The sequence below is a fragment of the Streptomyces sp. NPDC006655 genome (assembly GCF_040703965.1).
Taxonomy (GTDB): domain Bacteria; phylum Actinomycetota; class Actinomycetes; order Streptomycetales; family Streptomycetaceae; genus Streptomyces.
The window spans coordinates 24,861-40,715 of the sequence record NZ_JBEYJU010000087.1; the positions used below are offsets into that span (position 1 = coordinate 24,861).

11 protein-coding genes and 1 pseudogene are annotated in these 15,855 nt (G+C 70.2%); 9 read left to right on the top strand and 3 right to left on the bottom strand.

Translation table 11 applies throughout. The annotated features are described in order from the left end of the window. The first annotated feature begins 43 nt into the window (after positions 1 to 43). The 7 genes from AB0958_RS34795 to AB0958_RS34825 all read left to right on the top strand — a co-directional run bounded on the left by AB0958_RS34795 (position 44) and on the right by AB0958_RS34825 (position 8,627). Complete coding sequence (locus tag AB0958_RS34795) at positions 44 to 1,231, top strand: alpha/beta hydrolase (RefSeq protein WP_366894463.1); 1,188 nt, start codon at positions 44 to 46, stop codon at positions 1,229 to 1,231. Next, positions 1,231 to 2,430, top strand: coding sequence for an SDR family oxidoreductase (locus tag AB0958_RS34800; protein ID WP_366894464.1), 1,200 nt, complete (start codon positions 1,231 to 1,233; stop codon positions 2,428 to 2,430). The genes AB0958_RS34795 and AB0958_RS34800 overlap by 1 nt, the downstream gene beginning before the upstream one ends. 152 nt (positions 2,431 to 2,582) lie before the next feature. After that, positions 2,583 to 4,130 carry a class I adenylate-forming enzyme family protein gene (locus AB0958_RS34805; RefSeq protein WP_366894465.1) on the top strand — a complete coding sequence of 516 codons (1,548 nt, stop codon included), beginning with the start codon at positions 2,583 to 2,585 and terminating at the stop codon, positions 4,128 to 4,130. Further along, complete coding sequence (locus tag AB0958_RS34810; RefSeq protein WP_366894466.1) at positions 4,127 to 6,373, top strand: anthranilate synthase component I; 2,247 nt, start codon at positions 4,127 to 4,129, stop codon at positions 6,371 to 6,373. Before AB0958_RS34805 ends, AB0958_RS34810 begins: the two co-directional genes overlap by 4 nt. Positions 6,374 to 6,404: 31 nt before the next feature. After that, on the top strand, positions 6,405 to 7,553 hold the full coding sequence (locus tag AB0958_RS34815; RefSeq protein WP_366894467.1) for a hypothetical protein: 1,149 nt from the start codon (positions 6,405 to 6,407) through the stop codon (positions 7,551 to 7,553). Next, positions 7,547 to 8,242: a 4'-phosphopantetheinyl transferase superfamily protein gene (locus AB0958_RS34820; protein WP_366894468.1), complete on the top strand. Its 696-nt coding sequence runs from the start codon at positions 7,547 to 7,549 to the stop codon at positions 8,240 to 8,242. Before AB0958_RS34815 ends, AB0958_RS34820 begins: the two co-directional genes overlap by 7 nt. Before the next feature lie 79 nt (positions 8,243 to 8,321). Further along, positions 8,322 to 8,627 (top strand): hypothetical protein, encoded by a 306-nt coding sequence (locus AB0958_RS34825; protein WP_366894469.1) that lies wholly within the window; start codon positions 8,322 to 8,324, stop codon positions 8,625 to 8,627. Between the two features lie 78 nt (positions 8,628 to 8,705). Here the strand turns inward: AB0958_RS34825 and pcaB are convergent, their stop codons facing one another. From pcaB to AB0958_RS34840, 3 genes are all read right to left on the bottom strand, one after another. Then, the gene (pcaB, locus tag AB0958_RS34830) at positions 8,706 to 10,148 is read right to left on the bottom strand and encodes a 3-carboxy-cis,cis-muconate cycloisomerase (protein ID WP_366894470.1); all 1,443 of its coding nucleotides are present in this window, start codon (positions 10,146 to 10,148) and stop codon (positions 8,706 to 8,708) included. 45 nt (positions 10,149 to 10,193) lie between these two features. Further along, positions 10,194 to 12,143 carry an FAD/NAD(P)-binding protein gene (locus tag AB0958_RS34835; RefSeq protein ID WP_366894471.1) on the bottom strand — a complete coding sequence of 650 codons (1,950 nt, stop codon included), beginning with the start codon at positions 12,141 to 12,143 and terminating at the stop codon, positions 10,194 to 10,196. Positions 12,144 to 12,276: 133 nt separating this feature from the next. After that, positions 12,277 to 12,726 carry an RNA polymerase sigma factor gene (locus AB0958_RS34840; protein WP_366894474.1) on the bottom strand — a complete coding sequence of 150 codons (450 nt, stop codon included), beginning with the start codon at positions 12,724 to 12,726 and terminating at the stop codon, positions 12,277 to 12,279. Between the two features lie 1,059 nt (positions 12,727 to 13,785). Between AB0958_RS34840 and AB0958_RS34845 the strand changes: the two genes are divergently transcribed. Beyond that, positions 13,786 to 14,799, top strand: a complete 1,014-nt coding sequence (locus AB0958_RS34845) for a LuxR C-terminal-related transcriptional regulator (RefSeq protein ID WP_366894472.1) — start codon at positions 13,786 to 13,788, stop codon at positions 14,797 to 14,799. A gap of 175 nt (positions 14,800 to 14,974) precedes the next feature. Beyond that, a pseudogene (locus AB0958_RS34850) lies at positions 14,975 to 15,855 on the top strand (Fe-S oxidoreductase); the annotation flags it as partial.

The following is a 15,855-nucleotide window of genomic DNA, read 5'->3' on the forward strand; positions in this document are numbered from 1 at the left end:
CGGCGACCGCGCTCCTCACATCGTGTCCACGGGAAGGAAAGAGATGGACAGGCCACTCGGGGTCGACATCCGTTACACCTCGGAGCAGACCCTCAAGGTGTCCGACGACATCGAGCTGTACTACGAGGTGCAGGGTGAGCAAGGACCGCACGTCACACTGGTCAACAACTTCTTCATCATCGCCCCGATCTGGCGCAACTACACCGCCGAGCTCGCCAAGAAGAACCGCGTCCTCACCTACGACCTGCGCAACCAGGGCGCCTCGTCGCTGAAGGCCGACGTCGACTGGAACGACCACGTCCTCGACCTGTTGGCGCTGCTGGACGGCCTGGGGGTCGCACAGACCTACCTGGTCGGCACCTCCACCTCGGCGTTCATCTGCCGCGACTTCGCCACCGCCTACCCCGAGCGGGTCTCCGGCCTGATCATGGTGGGCCCGTCGTGCACCCCCTCGGACGGCCTCAAGCGCCGCGCCACCGAGAAGGCGTGCATCAACTCCCTGGCCAACGGCGGCACCAAGGCGCTGTGGGACCACCTGTACTCGGTGGTCTTCGCCGAGGACGCCATGCGCGCGATGGGTGCCGCCGGCTACCTGGGGCTGCGGGAGGCCTTCACCGCCGTCCACCCCGCAGAGCCCATGCTGGCCAACCTCAGGTCGGCCCTCCAGGCGGCCGACGGCCCCGAACTGCTCTCCCAGATCAAGGTGCCCACCCTGCTGCTCCTCGGCGACCAGGACCCGCTGTGGGAGGAGGACAACGCCGCCGAGGCCGGGCGCCTCGTCGAGGACTCCACCACCGTCTGGCTGCCCGGCGTGGGCCACCTGCCGTACATGGAGGACGGCGACGGTTTCCAGGTCGCGATCCAGAACTTCCTGGACCAGCTCGCCCTGCGCGACGCGGAAGTGGCACCCGGTCCCCAGGCCGGGCCGGCCGCCGTGCAGGACAGCCACGACCCGCTGACGGCCAAACTCTGCGAGCTGCTGCGCATCGTCGTCGCCGACCGGACCGACCTGCCCGAGAGCGGCCTGGCGGACACCTTGCTGTCCACCATCGGCCTGGAGTCCTGGGCCTTCACCCAGCTCCTCGGACACATCGAGGACGCCCTCGGCATGGAGTGGGACATGGACGTGCCCACCGAAGTGTTCGACAGCCTCACCAGCATCGCCGAGTACCTGCGCCGACACCACGACGCCGCCGTGACCGCGGCGATGTCCAAGGGGGAGAACCAGTAGTGGCCGCGACCACCAACCCGACCACCGGCCAGAGCGCCGCCCAGCATCTCGTCACCGGTGCCACCGGCTTCGTCGGCGGTGCCATCGCCCTGGAACTGCTCACCCGCACCGGCGTCGACCTGGTCTGCCTCGTCCGCGGCGAGGACGACGCGACCGCGACCAAACGGCTGCACGACGCCCTGGTCCACGCGGCCGAGGTCTACGACCTCCAGGACCTCGTGCCCTCGGTGCTCGAACGTACCCGCGCCGTGGCCGGCGACATCACCGACGCCGACCTGGCCGCGACCGCCGAGCGGATCGGCACGGTCCACGCGGTCTGGCACGTGGCCGCCTCGCTGAAATACGAGGACCGGCACGCCGATGAGATCAACCTGATGAACGTGACGGGCGTGCACAACGTCCTCGCGCTCGCGAAGTCCCTCGGCGAACCGGTGTTCAACCAGGTGAGCACCGCCTACGTGGCGGGCAGGCGCACCGGACTGCAGACCGAGTCCTCCCCCGAGGACACCACCTGGGCCAACAACGTCTACGAGGCGACCAAGACCGTCGGCGAGCAGGCCGTACGGGAGTCCGGACTGCCGTGGCGCATCCTGCGGCCCTCCATCGTGATCGGCCACAGCGTGACCCGGGCCGCCACCAGCTTCACCGGAATGTACGGGTTCGTGTCCTCCGTGCTGCGCTTCAAGCGCTCCGTGGAGGCCGAGCTGGGCAACCTGCTCAGCCACCGCCGCGTCCCGATCATCTCCGACCCGACCATCGAGTGCGATCTGGTCCCGGTCGACTTCGTGGCCCGCAACGCGGTCGCCATCGGCACCGCCGGCGAGCTGGGCCGGATCTACCACCTCAACAACTCCACGTCCCCGCAGGTCGGTCATGTCATCGAGGAGGTCTTCGAGCTGGTGGGGCTGCGCCGGCCGCAGTTCGTGACCAGCCAGGGCATGCTGACGGCCGTCGACAAGAAACTCGACGACGGCATCCAGTTCTACGCCTCGTACATGGTCAACGGTAAGCACTTCGACCAGTCGAACACCGACGCCGTCTGCGGCGCCGACGCCTCCGTCTTCCCGATGGACCGCGCGGTGATCCGGGACTTCGTCCAGTGGTACCTCCACCGGATCCGCGAGGACGGCCGGGGCTCCGCACCCAAGCGCGCCGACTTCGCCTACCGGGCGCGGCGCTCACCACAGACCGTCGGCTGACCGGCCGCTCCCCATGGCCTCCTGTCCCAGCCTGCCACCGCCCCCCGCACCCCGCACCCGCCGTACCAGACGCCCTTCCCCTGAGAGGTGAACCAACGGTGCCGGTCCCAGCTGACTTGCCCAAGCCCGGAAAGCTATTCTCGCTGGGACTGATGACCCAGCAGGCAGCGCTCCGCCACCCCGCGTCCCTGTTCTACCTCGACAAACCGTTCGACCTGGCACCCGAACTCGGTATGCGGCCCACCTACGCCCAGGTCGCCGACCTCGTCGAGGACATCGCCGCCCGCCTGTACGCCTCCGGGGTGCGCCCCGGTGACGTCGTCGGCGTCTACAAGAGCCACAACGCCGACCTGCTCTTCCTCGCCTGCGCGGTCGCCCGGATCGGGGCCGTACCGGCCATGCTCGCACCCTTCCTGGAGTGGGAGACCGTGGTGACCATGATGGACCGACTGCGGCCGGCCCACTTCGTCACCGACCTGACCAAGATCGGTGAGTCGGGCGAGCACGGCGAACGGCTGCGCGCCCTCGTGCCGTCCACGATGCTGGTGCGCGGCCGGGCCGCCGGGCTCACCGCGCTCGAGGACGCCGCGACAGACCAGCGCCCCCCATACCACGAGATCCCCGGCGACGACCCCGCACTGATCACGCACACCTCCGGCACCACCGGCGTGCCGAAGATGGTCGCCGCGGCGCGGCGCGGCACCCAGCTGCCGATCAACATGCAGGCGCGGATGGCACGTTGGCTGCGCTTCGACGAGACGTACGCGATGTGCATCTCCTTCGTGCACTCCCGCACCTTCGCGGCGCTGGCCACCGCCCTGGAGCTCGGCATCGGCATCGCCGCGCTGACCGACGCGGACGTGGACAACGTCCGCAAGATCTTCCTGGAGTGCAAGCCGGGTGGCGTGGAAGCGCACCCGAACATGTACACCCACTGGGAGGAGCTGGCGGACGACCCGGACGGGCCGCTCGAGAACGTGCGCGTCTTCATGAGCACGTTCGACGCCATCCACCCGCGCAGCATCCGCGTCATGCTCGGCGCCAGCAAGCGGCGCTGGCCGATCTATCTGCAGTCCTACGGGCAGACCGAGACCGGCCCGGTCACCATGCGCCTGTACACACGCCGCAACATCCGCCGTGCGGACGGCCGTTGCGTGGGCCACCCCTTCCCCGGCATGACCAAGGCACGCATCAGGCCCAGGCCGGGCATCGACGACGGAACCCGGCACGGCTTCATCGAGGCCACCTCCACCGGCCTCGGCATCACCTACGTCGGACAGCAGGAGCTCTACGACGAACGGCGCGACGGCACATGGTGGAACCTCCAGGACATCGGCTACCGCTCGCGCTGGGGATGCCTGCACCTGCTGGACCGCGAGTTCGACCAGACACCCGAGCTGGACAGCCTGCTGTCGGCCGAGGACACCGTCCTCGACCGGCTCGCGGCGCTGACCGAGGCGGTCTTCGTCACGCTCCCCGGCGGCGTCCAGCCGGTGGTCTGCACCCGGCGCGACGAGCCCCTGGACCGCGAGGCATGGGCGGCCGCGGTCGCCACGCTGCCCAAGGTGGCGAATCCGGTGCACATCGCCTGGAAGCACATGCCGCACACCGCCACCTGGAAGGTGAAGCGAAACGTCCTCGCCGCGGGGCTGGCGGACGGCACCATCCCGGTTCTGGACACGGTGAGGCCCCTCACATGACCGGCAGCACAGCGGGCCCTCTGCCCGACGAATGGGTGACGGACGGGGGAGTCCTGATCGAGCGGCACCGGGCCGAGCTGGACGCGGGGACCGCCGCGCACCGGCTGGAGTCCGCGCTCGACCAGCGCCGCGGAGCGGTGTTCCGCTCCGACTACGAGTACCCGGGCCGCTACCGGCGGCACTGCGTCGGCTACACCGACCCACCGGTCGAGATCGTGCTACGCGGTCTCCACCGCGTGGAGGTCCGTGCGCTCAACGCACGGGGCGAGGTGCTGCTGCCCGTACTGCGCCGCGCCGCGGAGAAGTCGCTGGCCGACGTGGCACCGCTGGACGGCGATCCGGGCCCGGGCTTCGCAGGTGCCGTCGGCGCCGATCCGGGCCAGGTCCCCCGCAGCGAGGAGGACCGTACGCGCCGCCGCAACGCCTTCGATTTCCTGCGTGCCGTGCAGAACCTGTTCGCCGGGCCGCCGGACACCCACCTGGGCCTGTACGGCGCCTTCGGCTACGACCTGGTGCTGGCCTTCGACCCGGTGCCGCTGAAGCAGCAGCGCGACGACAACGACCGCAACCTGGTGGTGCACATCCCGGACTCGGTGACCGTCCTCGACCCGGTGGCCGGCACGGCGTTCCGCTTCGACTACGAGTTCGAGGCAGATGGCCGCAGTACGGCCGGGCTCGGCCGACTGACCCCGCCGGCGCCCTTCACCGGCCCCGCACCGGTGTCCGCCACCACCGACCACACGCCCGGGGAGTACGCCGACCTGGTGCGCACCGCCCAGGAGCGGTTCCGGGCCGGCGACCTGTTCGAAGTGGTGCCCAGCCGCACCTTCCGGCGCACCTGCCGCACCACCCCGTCAGAACTCTTCGGCACCCTGCGCGACCGCAACCCCTCGCCGTACCAGATGCTGATGAACCTCGGCGAGGGCGAGTTCCTGGTGGGCACCTCGCCGGAGATGTTCGTACGGGTACATCCGCAACAGACCGCCGACGGCGAACTCTGGCGGGTCGAGTCCTCGCCCATCAGCGGGACCGCGGCGCGCGGACGGAACGCGCTCGAGGACGCGGAGCAGGTCAAGGCGCTGCTCGGCTCGGAAAAGGAGGAGTCCGAGCTGACCATGTGCACCGACGTCGACCGCAACGACAAGGCCCGGGTCTGCGAGCCCGGCAGCGTGCGCGTCATCGGTCGCCGCCAACTGGAGATGTACTCCACGCTGATCCACACGGTGGACCATGTCGAGGGAGTCCTGCAGCCCGGCCGCGACGCCCTGGACGCGTTTCTGACGCACATGTGGGCGGTCACGGTCACCGGGGCACCCAAACGGGCCGCGATCGCCTTCGTCGAGGAGCACGAGCGCTCCCCGCGCCGCTGGTACGGCGGGGCAGTCGGCCGCATCGGGTTCGACGGCACGCTGGACACCGGGCTGACCCTGCGGACCGTGCACATCCGCGACGGGGAGGCGGTGGTACGGACCGGGGCCACCCTGCTCTTCGACTCCGACCCCGACGCCGAGGAGCGCGAGACCGAACTGAAGGCCCTCGCTCCGCTGGACGCGCTGGAGCGACCCGCCCCGAAGACCGTACCGGCACGGGCCACGCCGACCCGTCCGGTACCGGCGGCATCCCCCGCGGCGGACGCCCGGGTGCTGATCGTCGACCACCAGGACTCCTTCGTCCACACCCTGGCCTCCTACTTCCGGCACGTCGGCGCCCAGGCCTCGACGTACCGTAGCGGCTTCCACGAGGATCTGATGGACACGTTCGCCCCGGACCTGGTGGTCCTGTCGCCCGGGCCGGGGCGGCCGGCGGACTTCGACACCGCACGGACACTGCGGATGGCGGAGACGCGGGGGATCCCTGTGTTCGGCGTCTGCCTCGGGCTGCAGGCCATCGTGGAATACCTGGGCGGCCGGCTGGACGTCCTGGACCGCCCCTACCACGGCAAGCCGTCGACGATGACAGTCCTCGAGGACGGCGGCACCGTGCTGGCCGGGCTGCCCGAGCGGATCACGGTCGGCCGCTACCACTCCCTGTACGCCAACCGCGCCACCCTGCCGCAAGACCTGCGCGTCACGGCGGAGACCGCCGACGGTGTGGCGATGGCCGTCGAACACCGCACCAGGCCGCTGGCGGCAGTGCAGTTCCACCCCGAGTCCCTGATGACCCAGTTCGACGACCACGGCCTCACCATGATCGACAACGTGGTGGCCGGGTTTGTCCGGCGTGCGCGGCTCGCCCGCGTGTGACCGGCCAGGAAGGAAGAGAGGGAATTCGACGATGACGGGACCAGTTACCGACGTCCGGCGGCTCTGGAGGGCACCGGGCGAAGTCGCGGACGAGAACCGGCGCGAGTTCACGGCGATGCTCCAGTACTGCCTCACCGAAGCGAGCAGCCACCGACTGCTGCTGGAGGACGTACCCCAGGTCGAGTTCTCGGCCGCCGGCACCGACCGGGCCGACCGGATCGAGCGCATGATAGGAGAGGCATACCGGCGGTTCGGAGGCCCGATCAAGCGCCGCAGCACCACCAAGCTGGACCAGTGGGACCTGCCCGCGCAGCCGGCCGGCTCCGCCTCGGAGGACGGCCGTATCGGCCCGGGGCTGTTCGTCGGCGGTCCCAAGATCGCCCGGCTGATCCGGGCACTGGACCGGCTCTTCGGCGAACTCGCCACCCGGCTGGGCGCGGACGAGTACACGGTGCCCGCGATGGTGCCGTGGTCCACCCTGGAGAAGGCCGACTACACCCACAACTTCCCGCAACACGTCACGGCCACCTCGGTGGTGCGCCCGGACCTGGACGCCCTGGACCGCTTCTCGGCCGCCAAGGACCAACGGGCGCGGGAGGCAGAGCTGGAGACCGCCCCCGTCGTACTGGCCCCGGCCGTGTGCGTGAGCCTGTTCGAGCGGTTCGGCAGTACCCGACTGACCGAACCGCTCACGCTCACCGCGACAGGCCGGTGCAGCCGGTACGAGGGCCAGGCCGGCACCTCGCCGACCCGCCTGTGGTCGTTCAGCATGCGCGAGATCGTGTTCCTCGGCGACCGCCCCTCCGCCCGCGCCTTCCGGGAGGCCGTAATCGGGGAACTGATCACCCTGGCCACCGACATGGCGCTCCCCTGCCGGCTCGCGCCCGCCGGGGATCCGTTCTTCACCAGGGAACGCCCGGAACTGGCGAACTTCCAGGCGGCCATGGACGTCAAGTACGAACTCGTGGGGCGCATGGCGCACAACGGCTCCGCCGTCGCGGTCTCCTCGCTCAACTACCACAACCAACACTTCGGCAAGGGCTTCGAGATCGACTTCGGCAACCAGCCGGCGTTCTCCGTCTGTCTGGGCTTCGGCCTGGAGCGCTGGGCCGAGTGGCTCTCCGGCTACCTGGACGACAATCCCGCCACCTGGCCCGCCCTGCTGCGCGACCGGTGCTGAGCACCCCCGACGGGGCGTGGGCCGAGCAGGTGCTGCTCGGCCTGCGCCCCGCCGTCGAGGAGCACGGCCTCTTCCTCGGCGTGGCCACGGTCGACAGCCCGGACGCCGTACCTGCCGGACCCGGTGAGGAGCGCCTCCTCCAGGACATGCTCCCGGCACGCCGCCGCGAGTTCACCGCCGGGAGGTGCGCGGCACGCCGCGCGCTGGCCCGCGCCGGTATCCCGGCCGGCGAGATCCTCTGCGCAGGGCGCCGACCGAGGATGCCGGCCGGAAGCGTCGGATCGATCACCCACTGCGCGGGCGCGGCCGTCGCCCTTGCCGCGCCCCGGTGGCGCTCCCCGTCCGTGGGCATCGACCTTGAACTGCGTCCGCTGCCCCCACGGGCAGCCCGTCTGGTGCTCTCCCCGGACGAACAGAGCTGGCTGAACCGCACCCCGAGAACCGAGGCGGGAGAAGCAGAGGACGAGAGGCGACTGCTCGCCGCCTTTTCCGCCAAGGAGGCCGCCTTCAAGGCGTTCTCCACGCTACTGGCGCCTCAGGAGGCGCCGACGATGCTGCTCGGGATCGCGATCCGGCCCGTGCCGGGCGGGTTCCGGGCCTGGCCGAGACGCCTGCCCGGCCGCGTACTGGACGTCGCGGTTCGCCCGGTGGGCCCGGGAGTGCTCAGCTGGACCGCCGCGCAGTACTGACCGGGCGACCGGCAACGGCACCGCCGCTGGTGCCCCTCAAGCGACCTGCCGGCCGACGAGCAGACCGCCCGGCAAGAAGGTGTTCGCTGCCACGCGCGGCGACATCACCCTCGCGCAGACCGCGCGCCGTACGACGCCGCTGCCGATGGAGCCGTTCACCGTCACCAACGACAAGCACCGGATCGAGTGGCGCACGATGCTGCTCGCGCTGGAGAAGCGGATCGTGCTGTGCCGGAAGTTCCCCGGCATGCTCGCCGACGAGCTGTCCGACTACCTCGACATCCGCACCACCGGACACATCGGCTCGCTGATGACGCTGATCAACCGCGGCTGCCGGCGCGCCGCCCGCACCGGCACCGTGCGCACCACGTGCGGCCTACCGTAGCGGGCAGGCCCGGGGTGGCAGAGCCTCTGGTAGGGCTCGGCTCGCACGGCGTGATCGGCCGGAGGGGTCGTGTTCGGCTCAGCCGATGCCCGTGCAGGGCCGCGTGGCATGGTAGGCGGCCAGTACCCGGTCCACCAACAGGCCTGCCGCGCCGGTGTAGTTGTGCGGATCGGCCAGTTCCTGCCACTGCTGCTCGGTGAGTTTCCCGGCGAGCCGGGGATCTTGGGCCAATAGTTCCAGCAGGGGCCGGCCGCCTCGCGCGGACTGGGCGCAGGAAGTATCGAGGAGCTGTTTGGCGGCTGCCCGGCCCAGGACACCGGTGAGTACGGCCGCGATCCGTTCGGAGATCACCAGGCCACCGGTGAGGTCCAGGTTGTGGCGCATCTGTTCGGGGAAGACCTCCAGGCCCTCGGCCAGTTCGGCGGCCGTGTGTGCTGCACCGCCCGTGATGCGCAGGCACTCACGGAGCGGCTGCCATTCGGCGTGCCAGGCGCCGGCGGGGCGCTCGTCGTCGGCGACGACGGTCTGCGCCAGTCCGGCGGCAAGGCCGGGGAGCTGGTAGGATGCGGTGCGTACCAGTGCGGCCAGGGCCGGGTTGCGTTTGTGCGGCATGGCTGAGGACACCCCGCGGCCCTGCACGGAGCGCTCCGCCACCTCACCTACCTCGGTGCGCGCGAGGAACTGCACATCCAGTGCGAACTTGCCCAGGATGCCGCAGAGGAAGGTCAGGGCGCAGGCCACGTCGCTGACCGGCGTGCGCACGGTGTGCCAGGGCGTGACAGGTTCGGCCAGCCCGGTCTCCGCGGCGTAGCCCCTGATCAGCTGCTCCACGTACGCGTCGCGGTCGGCGTCGGGCTGCGGGCCGGCGTACTCCAGGTATCCGGCCAGAGTGCCCGCAGCGCCACCGAGCTGGACCGGCAGCCCCTGCCCAGCGATGCGGTGCAGCCGTCCGGCAGCGTCCGTCACGCCCTGGAGCCAGCCGGCCGCCTTGAGCCCGAAGGTCGTGGGGACGGCCTGCTGGCCGAGGGTACGCGCCGCCATGAGTGTGCCGCGGTGCCGCTTTGCCAGGACGGCCAGCGCGTCCGCGACGCGGTACACATCTGCGAGGATCAGCTCCAGCCCGCGGGCTGTGACCAGCATCATCGCCGTGTCCAGGACGTCCTGGCTGGTGGAGCCGCGGTGCACGTATGCGGCGGCGTCGGCGTCGACGGCGGCCACGGCCGCGGTGAGTTCCTCAACCAGGGGGACCACGGGGTTGGCCGCGCCCCGGGCACGCAGTGCGATGTCGCGCAGGTCCAGCCGGTCGGCGCGGGCCGTGACGGTGATGGTGCGTGCGGCGGCCTCCGGCACCGTGCCGAGCCGTGCCTGGGTCCTGGCCAGGGCGGCTTCGGCGTCGAGCATCGCCTGGAGCCATGCCTGATCGGAGGTGGTGTCCTCGATCCTGGTTCCGGCACGCACGGGAGACAGAAGGCCGGCGTCGGCGATCGCGACGCTGGGCGCAGGGTCCTGCTGGAGGGACATGGCGGTCTGCTTTCGGGAAGGGATCGTGGTCAGGAGCGCGTGGGGTCACACCGTGGTGGGGTCGCACGGAGCGTCGGCGAGGGGGGTCCTGCCCGGCAGGGCGAGGACGGCCAGGGCGATGGCGTCGGAGTCACCCAGGGCCACCGAGTTCACTCCCGGGCGGATTCCGGCGGCGGTGACCCAGTGCACTCCCTCGGTGGGGACGCCGAAGGCGAACCGGGTGGGATGGGCTTGCCCGGCTGCGTCGATCAGCCGGTAGGGGCGGCCGGTGACCGCGAGTCCGCCCGATTCGTAGGAATCGGACCCGGCATCGGCTATCCGGTGTGTACGGCACTGCCCGCTGCTCAGCAGATGGCGCAGCAGGGGGTCGGCGGTGCGCCGCAGGTCGGGCTCGGGCAGCCGGGCCTCGACAAGTACGCGGGTGTGGATCCGTGGGCCGGGCACCGCGTCGGAGCCGGCGGCGAAGAAGCCGTCCTGGGCCCTGTCGATCCTCATCCGGGGACCGAGGACGTCGAGTACGCCCGCCTCGAGGAGTGCGATCATCTCCTCGATGCGCTGGGCGGGCGGCCCGATGGACAAGAAGGCGTTGAGCGGGGTGTACCAGCGGTCGAGGTCGTCGCGGTGGGAGCGGCCGGTGAGGCCGCCGTGGTCGACCAGCAGGCGGATCTCGTTGCGCAGGTCGCGCAGGACGTCGAGGGCGGCCTTGAGCGGCCCGTCGACGTTGCCCTCCTGGGCGGCGGCCAGGTCCTGGCGCAGCGTTTCCAGCAGCCAGTGCCGGTAATCCTCTGGGCCTTCGAAGGTGCGGTCCCGGTAGGGGTGCGTGATGTGCCGCCAGCTCCAGCGGTCCGCGGGGGCGATGCCGGCCTCGTCCAGCAGCCGCCGCTCCTCGTCGCCTCCCCGGGGCAGGGGGACGTAGCGCTTGCGGAAGCCTTCCGCCTCACCCAGGTCACCCTGCTCTCTGGCGATCAGGGCCGTGTAGTAGACCGTCTCGACCTCCTTGGCGATCAGCGGCCACAGGTCGCGGCGGAAGTCCAGGCCGCCTGCCGCCGCCGAGGTCCGTCGCAGCTCCTCGATCACGTCCGCAGTGAGCAGTTGGGGGGTGTGGCGGCCGTGCGCGCCCTTCTGGTTGTGTCCTCGGCAGTGGTAGGGCAGGCCGCGCCGCGACCCCGCGTACAGCCGCGGCTCGCGCCCGGAGGGCATGTACACCAGATGCCCGTTGCGGCGGGTGAACCTGCCGCCGCGGCCCACGGTGAGCAGTGCCATGTGGTCGAAGAAGTTCAGGCCGAGGCCGCGCAGGACGACGGTCTCGCCCGCGCCGATCATGGACAGGTCCACGTCCGCGGGGTTGGCCGGGGGTATGTAGGTCAGGCCGTGCTCGGCCGCGAAGGCGGCCATCTCCCTTTCGGCTGCCGTCGGTTCGACGGGCAGGTGACCCTGCGCCAGAACCACGGCATCGAGGCGGGACAGGAGCGTCCCGTTCTCCAGCTTCACGCTCTGGCTGTCGTGCTGCTCGTTGCCCAGCCATACTGCGCGGGTGCGGTGGACCTGGACGCGGACGTTGGCGGGTGCGGTCGTCACGACATGCCGGAATACCCACTTCAGGTAACGGCCGTAGAAAGCCCGGGTCGAATAGGAGTCGGGGGTCAGCGACGCCATCTCGCCCAGCACCCGGGGGTCGTGGTCGTCGCAGGGCCGCGTCGTGGCCTCCCGGGCGGCCCACTCGTACAGGCTGGGGCCGGGGGCCCGCACACCGTCGATCTCCACGCTGTCGTCGGTGAACAGGGTCACCTGGGAGGCGACCGTGTTCATCAGCAGGTGGCCCGGCTGGTCCGTGCGCCAGACGTTTCCGGCGCCGGGGTGGCACGGGTCGACCATGTGCACGGTGATGGTGCGTTCGGCCTGGTGGCCGCGTGCGTTCACACAGAGTCTCTCCAGTACCGAGACTCCACGAGGTCCTGCGCCGATGATGCAGACCTCTAGGCGACGGGTGGTCATGCTGAGGGCCTCCGGGAAGGACAGAGGGCGGGCAGATGGCCCGGAGTGCGCTTTCCACGGGCTTTTGCGGGCTGATGGGTACCGGCCGACACCTCTGCTGAGAGGCGGCCGGGCGCGCCGGCAATCCCTCGACTCAGGCCGGTTGCTGGCGCCAGGCACTCTGGAAGTTCCTCCGGGCGCGGAACAGCCGTGAGCGGACCGTGCCGACGGGCAGCGCGAGGACTGCCGCCATCTCCTGTTCGTCCAGGCCGTAGTAGGCGCGCAGGGTGAGCACCTCGCGGTGGTAGCCGGGCAGCCGGTCCATCACGTCGGCGACATCGATGGGGACGAAGGGATCAGCGCTGTGGGGCAGGTCCGACAACTCTTCGGTGATGCGCTGACCGACCCGCTTGGAGGTGCGCACCGCCTCGCGCGTGGTGACCGCCCTGACCCAGCCGTAGAAGGCCGCGGGTTCCCTGAGGCCCCGGATCCCGCGGTAGATCGCCAGCAGTGCCTCCTGCGTGGCGTCGGCGCAGTGCCTGTGGGCTATGGGAAGGCAGAGTTTCCTGACGAGAGGGGTGATGTGCAGGAGCAGGTCCTCCATGGCCCGCTCGTCCCCGCTCTGCGCGCGCTTCAGCAGGATCGTGACGCCGCTCGAACCCGTATTGATCTTCTGACTCACTTCGAACATGCTCCTGAACCCAACGTAGTGGTGGGGATTTCTGGCATGCGGACGACAGCCGACGACGAGACGCGATTCGCGCCGCAGGGGGGACGAACTCCCGGTTGCTCGACGGATGTGCAGCACAGAGGCGCCCGCCGTGCATCCGGCTGGCGAATGACACGCACCCGGGCACGGGTATGCCCGATATGCCCCGCATGCCGGAGAGGGTCTGCTGCTTGTCTCACGCCGGGACGGCCCAGCCGCCCGTGGAATACCGATTGCCGACGGCTGTCCTCACATCGGCTCTTCGCGCTTACTCTGTGCGACGACGATTCATGCTATCCCCCGTTATGTACACCGATGATGCGAAGAGTGGCGCAGCGAAGGCATGGAGAATGCCTTCCGCAAGGGCGCCTTCCACGCCACTCTATGCATCCGAACTCGCCAGCGGAGCCCGGCGGGCGGTGCGGAAACGAGCCATGGCGGATGCATGCCATCCCGTAGGTTTGTCCGCTGTCGGATGACATGTGAGCCTGGTCCTGCGGCCGCACCGCCCTCGGCGCGATATGCAGGTCGCTGCCACGGTGGAGGCCTCGGCCCGGCGTTCGGCCACGACAGTTCGCCCGATCCGCTGGTCTTGGTGGCTGGGACCGGGGCAGGCTCCGGGGTGCCGATCCGCGTCATCGATCCCGCGCGGCGGGCGGCCAGGCTCGAAGAGCCGCAGGCCGGCCCCGCGTCACGGACCCGGCAGGACCGTGAACGCATCGGAACCGGCACCGGATGCGACCGCCTGAAACAGCCAGGGCACAGACCGAGGCCGCACCCGCGCTTCGTGCATCGCGCGAGCATGTCGTGACATTCGTCGCACTGGACGCGAAGTGCGCCTACCAGTGAGTAATGGCATGCCAACTTGATTCCTGCACCGCCGAGTTCAGTCGCTGTTCGTTCATAGGGGGGACGATGGGGATACACGTCGACGAAAGCGCCGGCAGAAGCCGGATGTCCGAGGCGTCGAAGCTTTCGGTCTATCTGGAGCTCCTTGCGCGGGGCGGGGTCGAGCCGGAGACCCTGGCCCGCGAGTTGGGGCTGTCCGGCGGAGAAGCCGCGCACGTCTGGCCGTCTCTGGAGGCCCTGGGCCTGATCGCACGCCCCCCGGGCGAGGGCGAGCAGATCGTCCCGGTCTCACCGGAGGCCGCCCTGCTGCGAGTTTTACGCCGTCAGCAGGCCCTCGCCGAGCAGCGCGCCCAGGAGGTCCGCCGCCTGGAGCAGGCCGTCGGGGCGCTGGTCGAGGTGTACATGCCGGCAGTCGCGGCCGAACGGTCGGAGATCCAGCTGAGTGTCGTCTCGGGCCGCATCGAACTGCTCCAGACTCTCAACGACCTCTCCGACACCGCTCAGGACGTCGTGTCCTGCATGCACGCCGGCCGGGTACCCTCCCTGCTCGAGCTCCGCCGCGACCTCAGCCGCGACCGGCACCTGGTCGAGCGCGGCATCACCGTCCGCCACCTGCAGCTGCAACGGCACGCCGCCACTGCGGACTACGCCGTGCACTTCGAGGCCCTCGCCGACATCGGCGTCGCCCTGCGACTCGCCCCCGTGGTGCCCTTGCACATGTTCATCGCGGACAACAGCCTGGCCCTGCTGCCGCTGGATCCGGAAGCGCCCGAGCAGGGCATGGCGGTGCTCCGTGGACCGCAGCTCATCCGCTCTTTCACGGCCGTTTTCGACCACATCTGGCACGGTGCGACGCCGTACCCCGTCGGCCGGCGGGACAAGGCCGCCGTCGACCTGACCCAGGAGCAGACGGCCATCGTTCGCATGCTGGCGGAGGGTGTCAAGGACGAGAAGATCGCCCGCAACGTCGGAGTCTCGCCCCGTACCATCAGCCGTCAGATTGCGGAGCTGATGCAGCGGCTCGGGGTCACCAGCCGCTTCGCGGCGGGGGTGCGCGCCGCGGAGCTGGGCCTGCTCAACCCCGAGCCGTCCGGTCAAGACCGGCGCAGCGCCTCCTGAGAGCCTGCCCACGGACGCTGAGAACCTCCCGGCCGCACCCGCCGGGGGCCGCAGCGTGGCCGGTCCCGCCTGGCCCCGGCGACACCGTCCAGTATGTTACTGTCCGGTAATTCCGGGTGTCGCAGGGGCCGTTGGAAGAAGAACAAGTAGAGGGACGAGAGGGGCAGGGGAGCCCATGCAGATTGCCGCGATTGTGGTCTCACTGGTTGTCAGCGTGGCTGGTGTCGCGCTGGCGACCCGTGCAGCCGCCTATATCTTCCGCTTGGTGAGGTCGGGGCAGTCAGTACCCGTCTCCTCCCGCACGAACGCCCCCGTGCGGCGTACGGCCACGCTGGTGCGGGAGTTCCTCGGACACACCCGTATGAACCAATGGCGCATGGTGGGCTTCGCGCACTGGTTCGTGGCCATCGGCTTCTACACCCTGCTGCTCAGCCTGGTATCGGCGTACGGGGAACTCTTCGACCCTCGCTTCGTCCTGCCCGTCGTCGGGCACTGGGTGCTCTACGAGGTCTATACCGAGCTGTTGGGCGCGCTGATCGCCCTGGGCTGCGCCACCCTGATCGTCATCCGGTTGCTGAGCCGCCCGTCGAGGCCGGGCCGCAAGTCGCGCTTCGCGGGCTCCACCGCCTGGCAGGGCTACTACGTCTCGTTCACCATTGTCGGTATCGGCGTGTGCATCGTGATGCTGCGGGCGCTGGAAGGCGCCTTGAACCCGTCCGGCTACGGGGTACGGCACCTTGTCTCCTACCCGATCGCCAGCGCGCTCGAGGGGTTGAGCACCGGCACACTGGAGAATCTGGTCTACCTGTTCGCGGGCCTGAAGGTGACCATCTCGCTCGCGTGGGCTTGTACCATCGGCCTGAACACCAGCATGGGTGTGGCCTGGCACCGCTTCCTGGCGTTCCCGAACATCTGGTTCAAGCGCAACGCGACCGGTGAGACCGCTCTCGGTGCTCTGCAGCCGATGACCTCCGGCGGCAAGCCGATCGACTTCACCGACCCCGGTGAGGACGACGTCTTCGGTGTCTCCCAGGTGGAGCAGTTCTCCTGGAAGGG

Bases quoted from the DNA above. Each gene is read 5' to 3' on its own strand.
- AB0958_RS34810 (WP_366894466.1), top strand. From the start codon at position 4,127: ATGACCGGCAGCACAGCGGGCCCTCTGCCCGACGAATGGGTGACGGAC.
- pcaB (WP_366894470.1), bottom strand. From the start codon at position 10,148: ATGTCCCTCCAGCAGGACCCTGCGCCCAGCGTCGCGATCGCCGACGCC.
- AB0958_RS34815 (WP_366894467.1), top strand. From the start codon at position 6,405: ATGACGGGACCAGTTACCGACGTCCGGCGGCTCTGGAGGGCACCGGGC.
- AB0958_RS34795 (WP_366894463.1), top strand. From the start codon at position 44: ATGGACAGGCCACTCGGGGTCGACATCCGTTACACCTCGGAGCAGACC.
- AB0958_RS34835 (WP_366894471.1), bottom strand. From the start codon at position 12,143: ATGACCACCCGTCGCCTAGAGGTCTGCATCATCGGCGCAGGACCTCGT.
- AB0958_RS34845 (WP_366894472.1), top strand. From the start codon at position 13,786: ATGTCCGAGGCGTCGAAGCTTTCGGTCTATCTGGAGCTCCTTGCGCGG.
- AB0958_RS34840 (WP_366894474.1), bottom strand. From the start codon at position 12,726: ATGGAGGACCTGCTCCTGCACATCACCCCTCTCGTCAGGAAACTCTGC.
- AB0958_RS34805 (WP_366894465.1), top strand. From the start codon at position 2,583: ATGACCCAGCAGGCAGCGCTCCGCCACCCCGCGTCCCTGTTCTACCTC.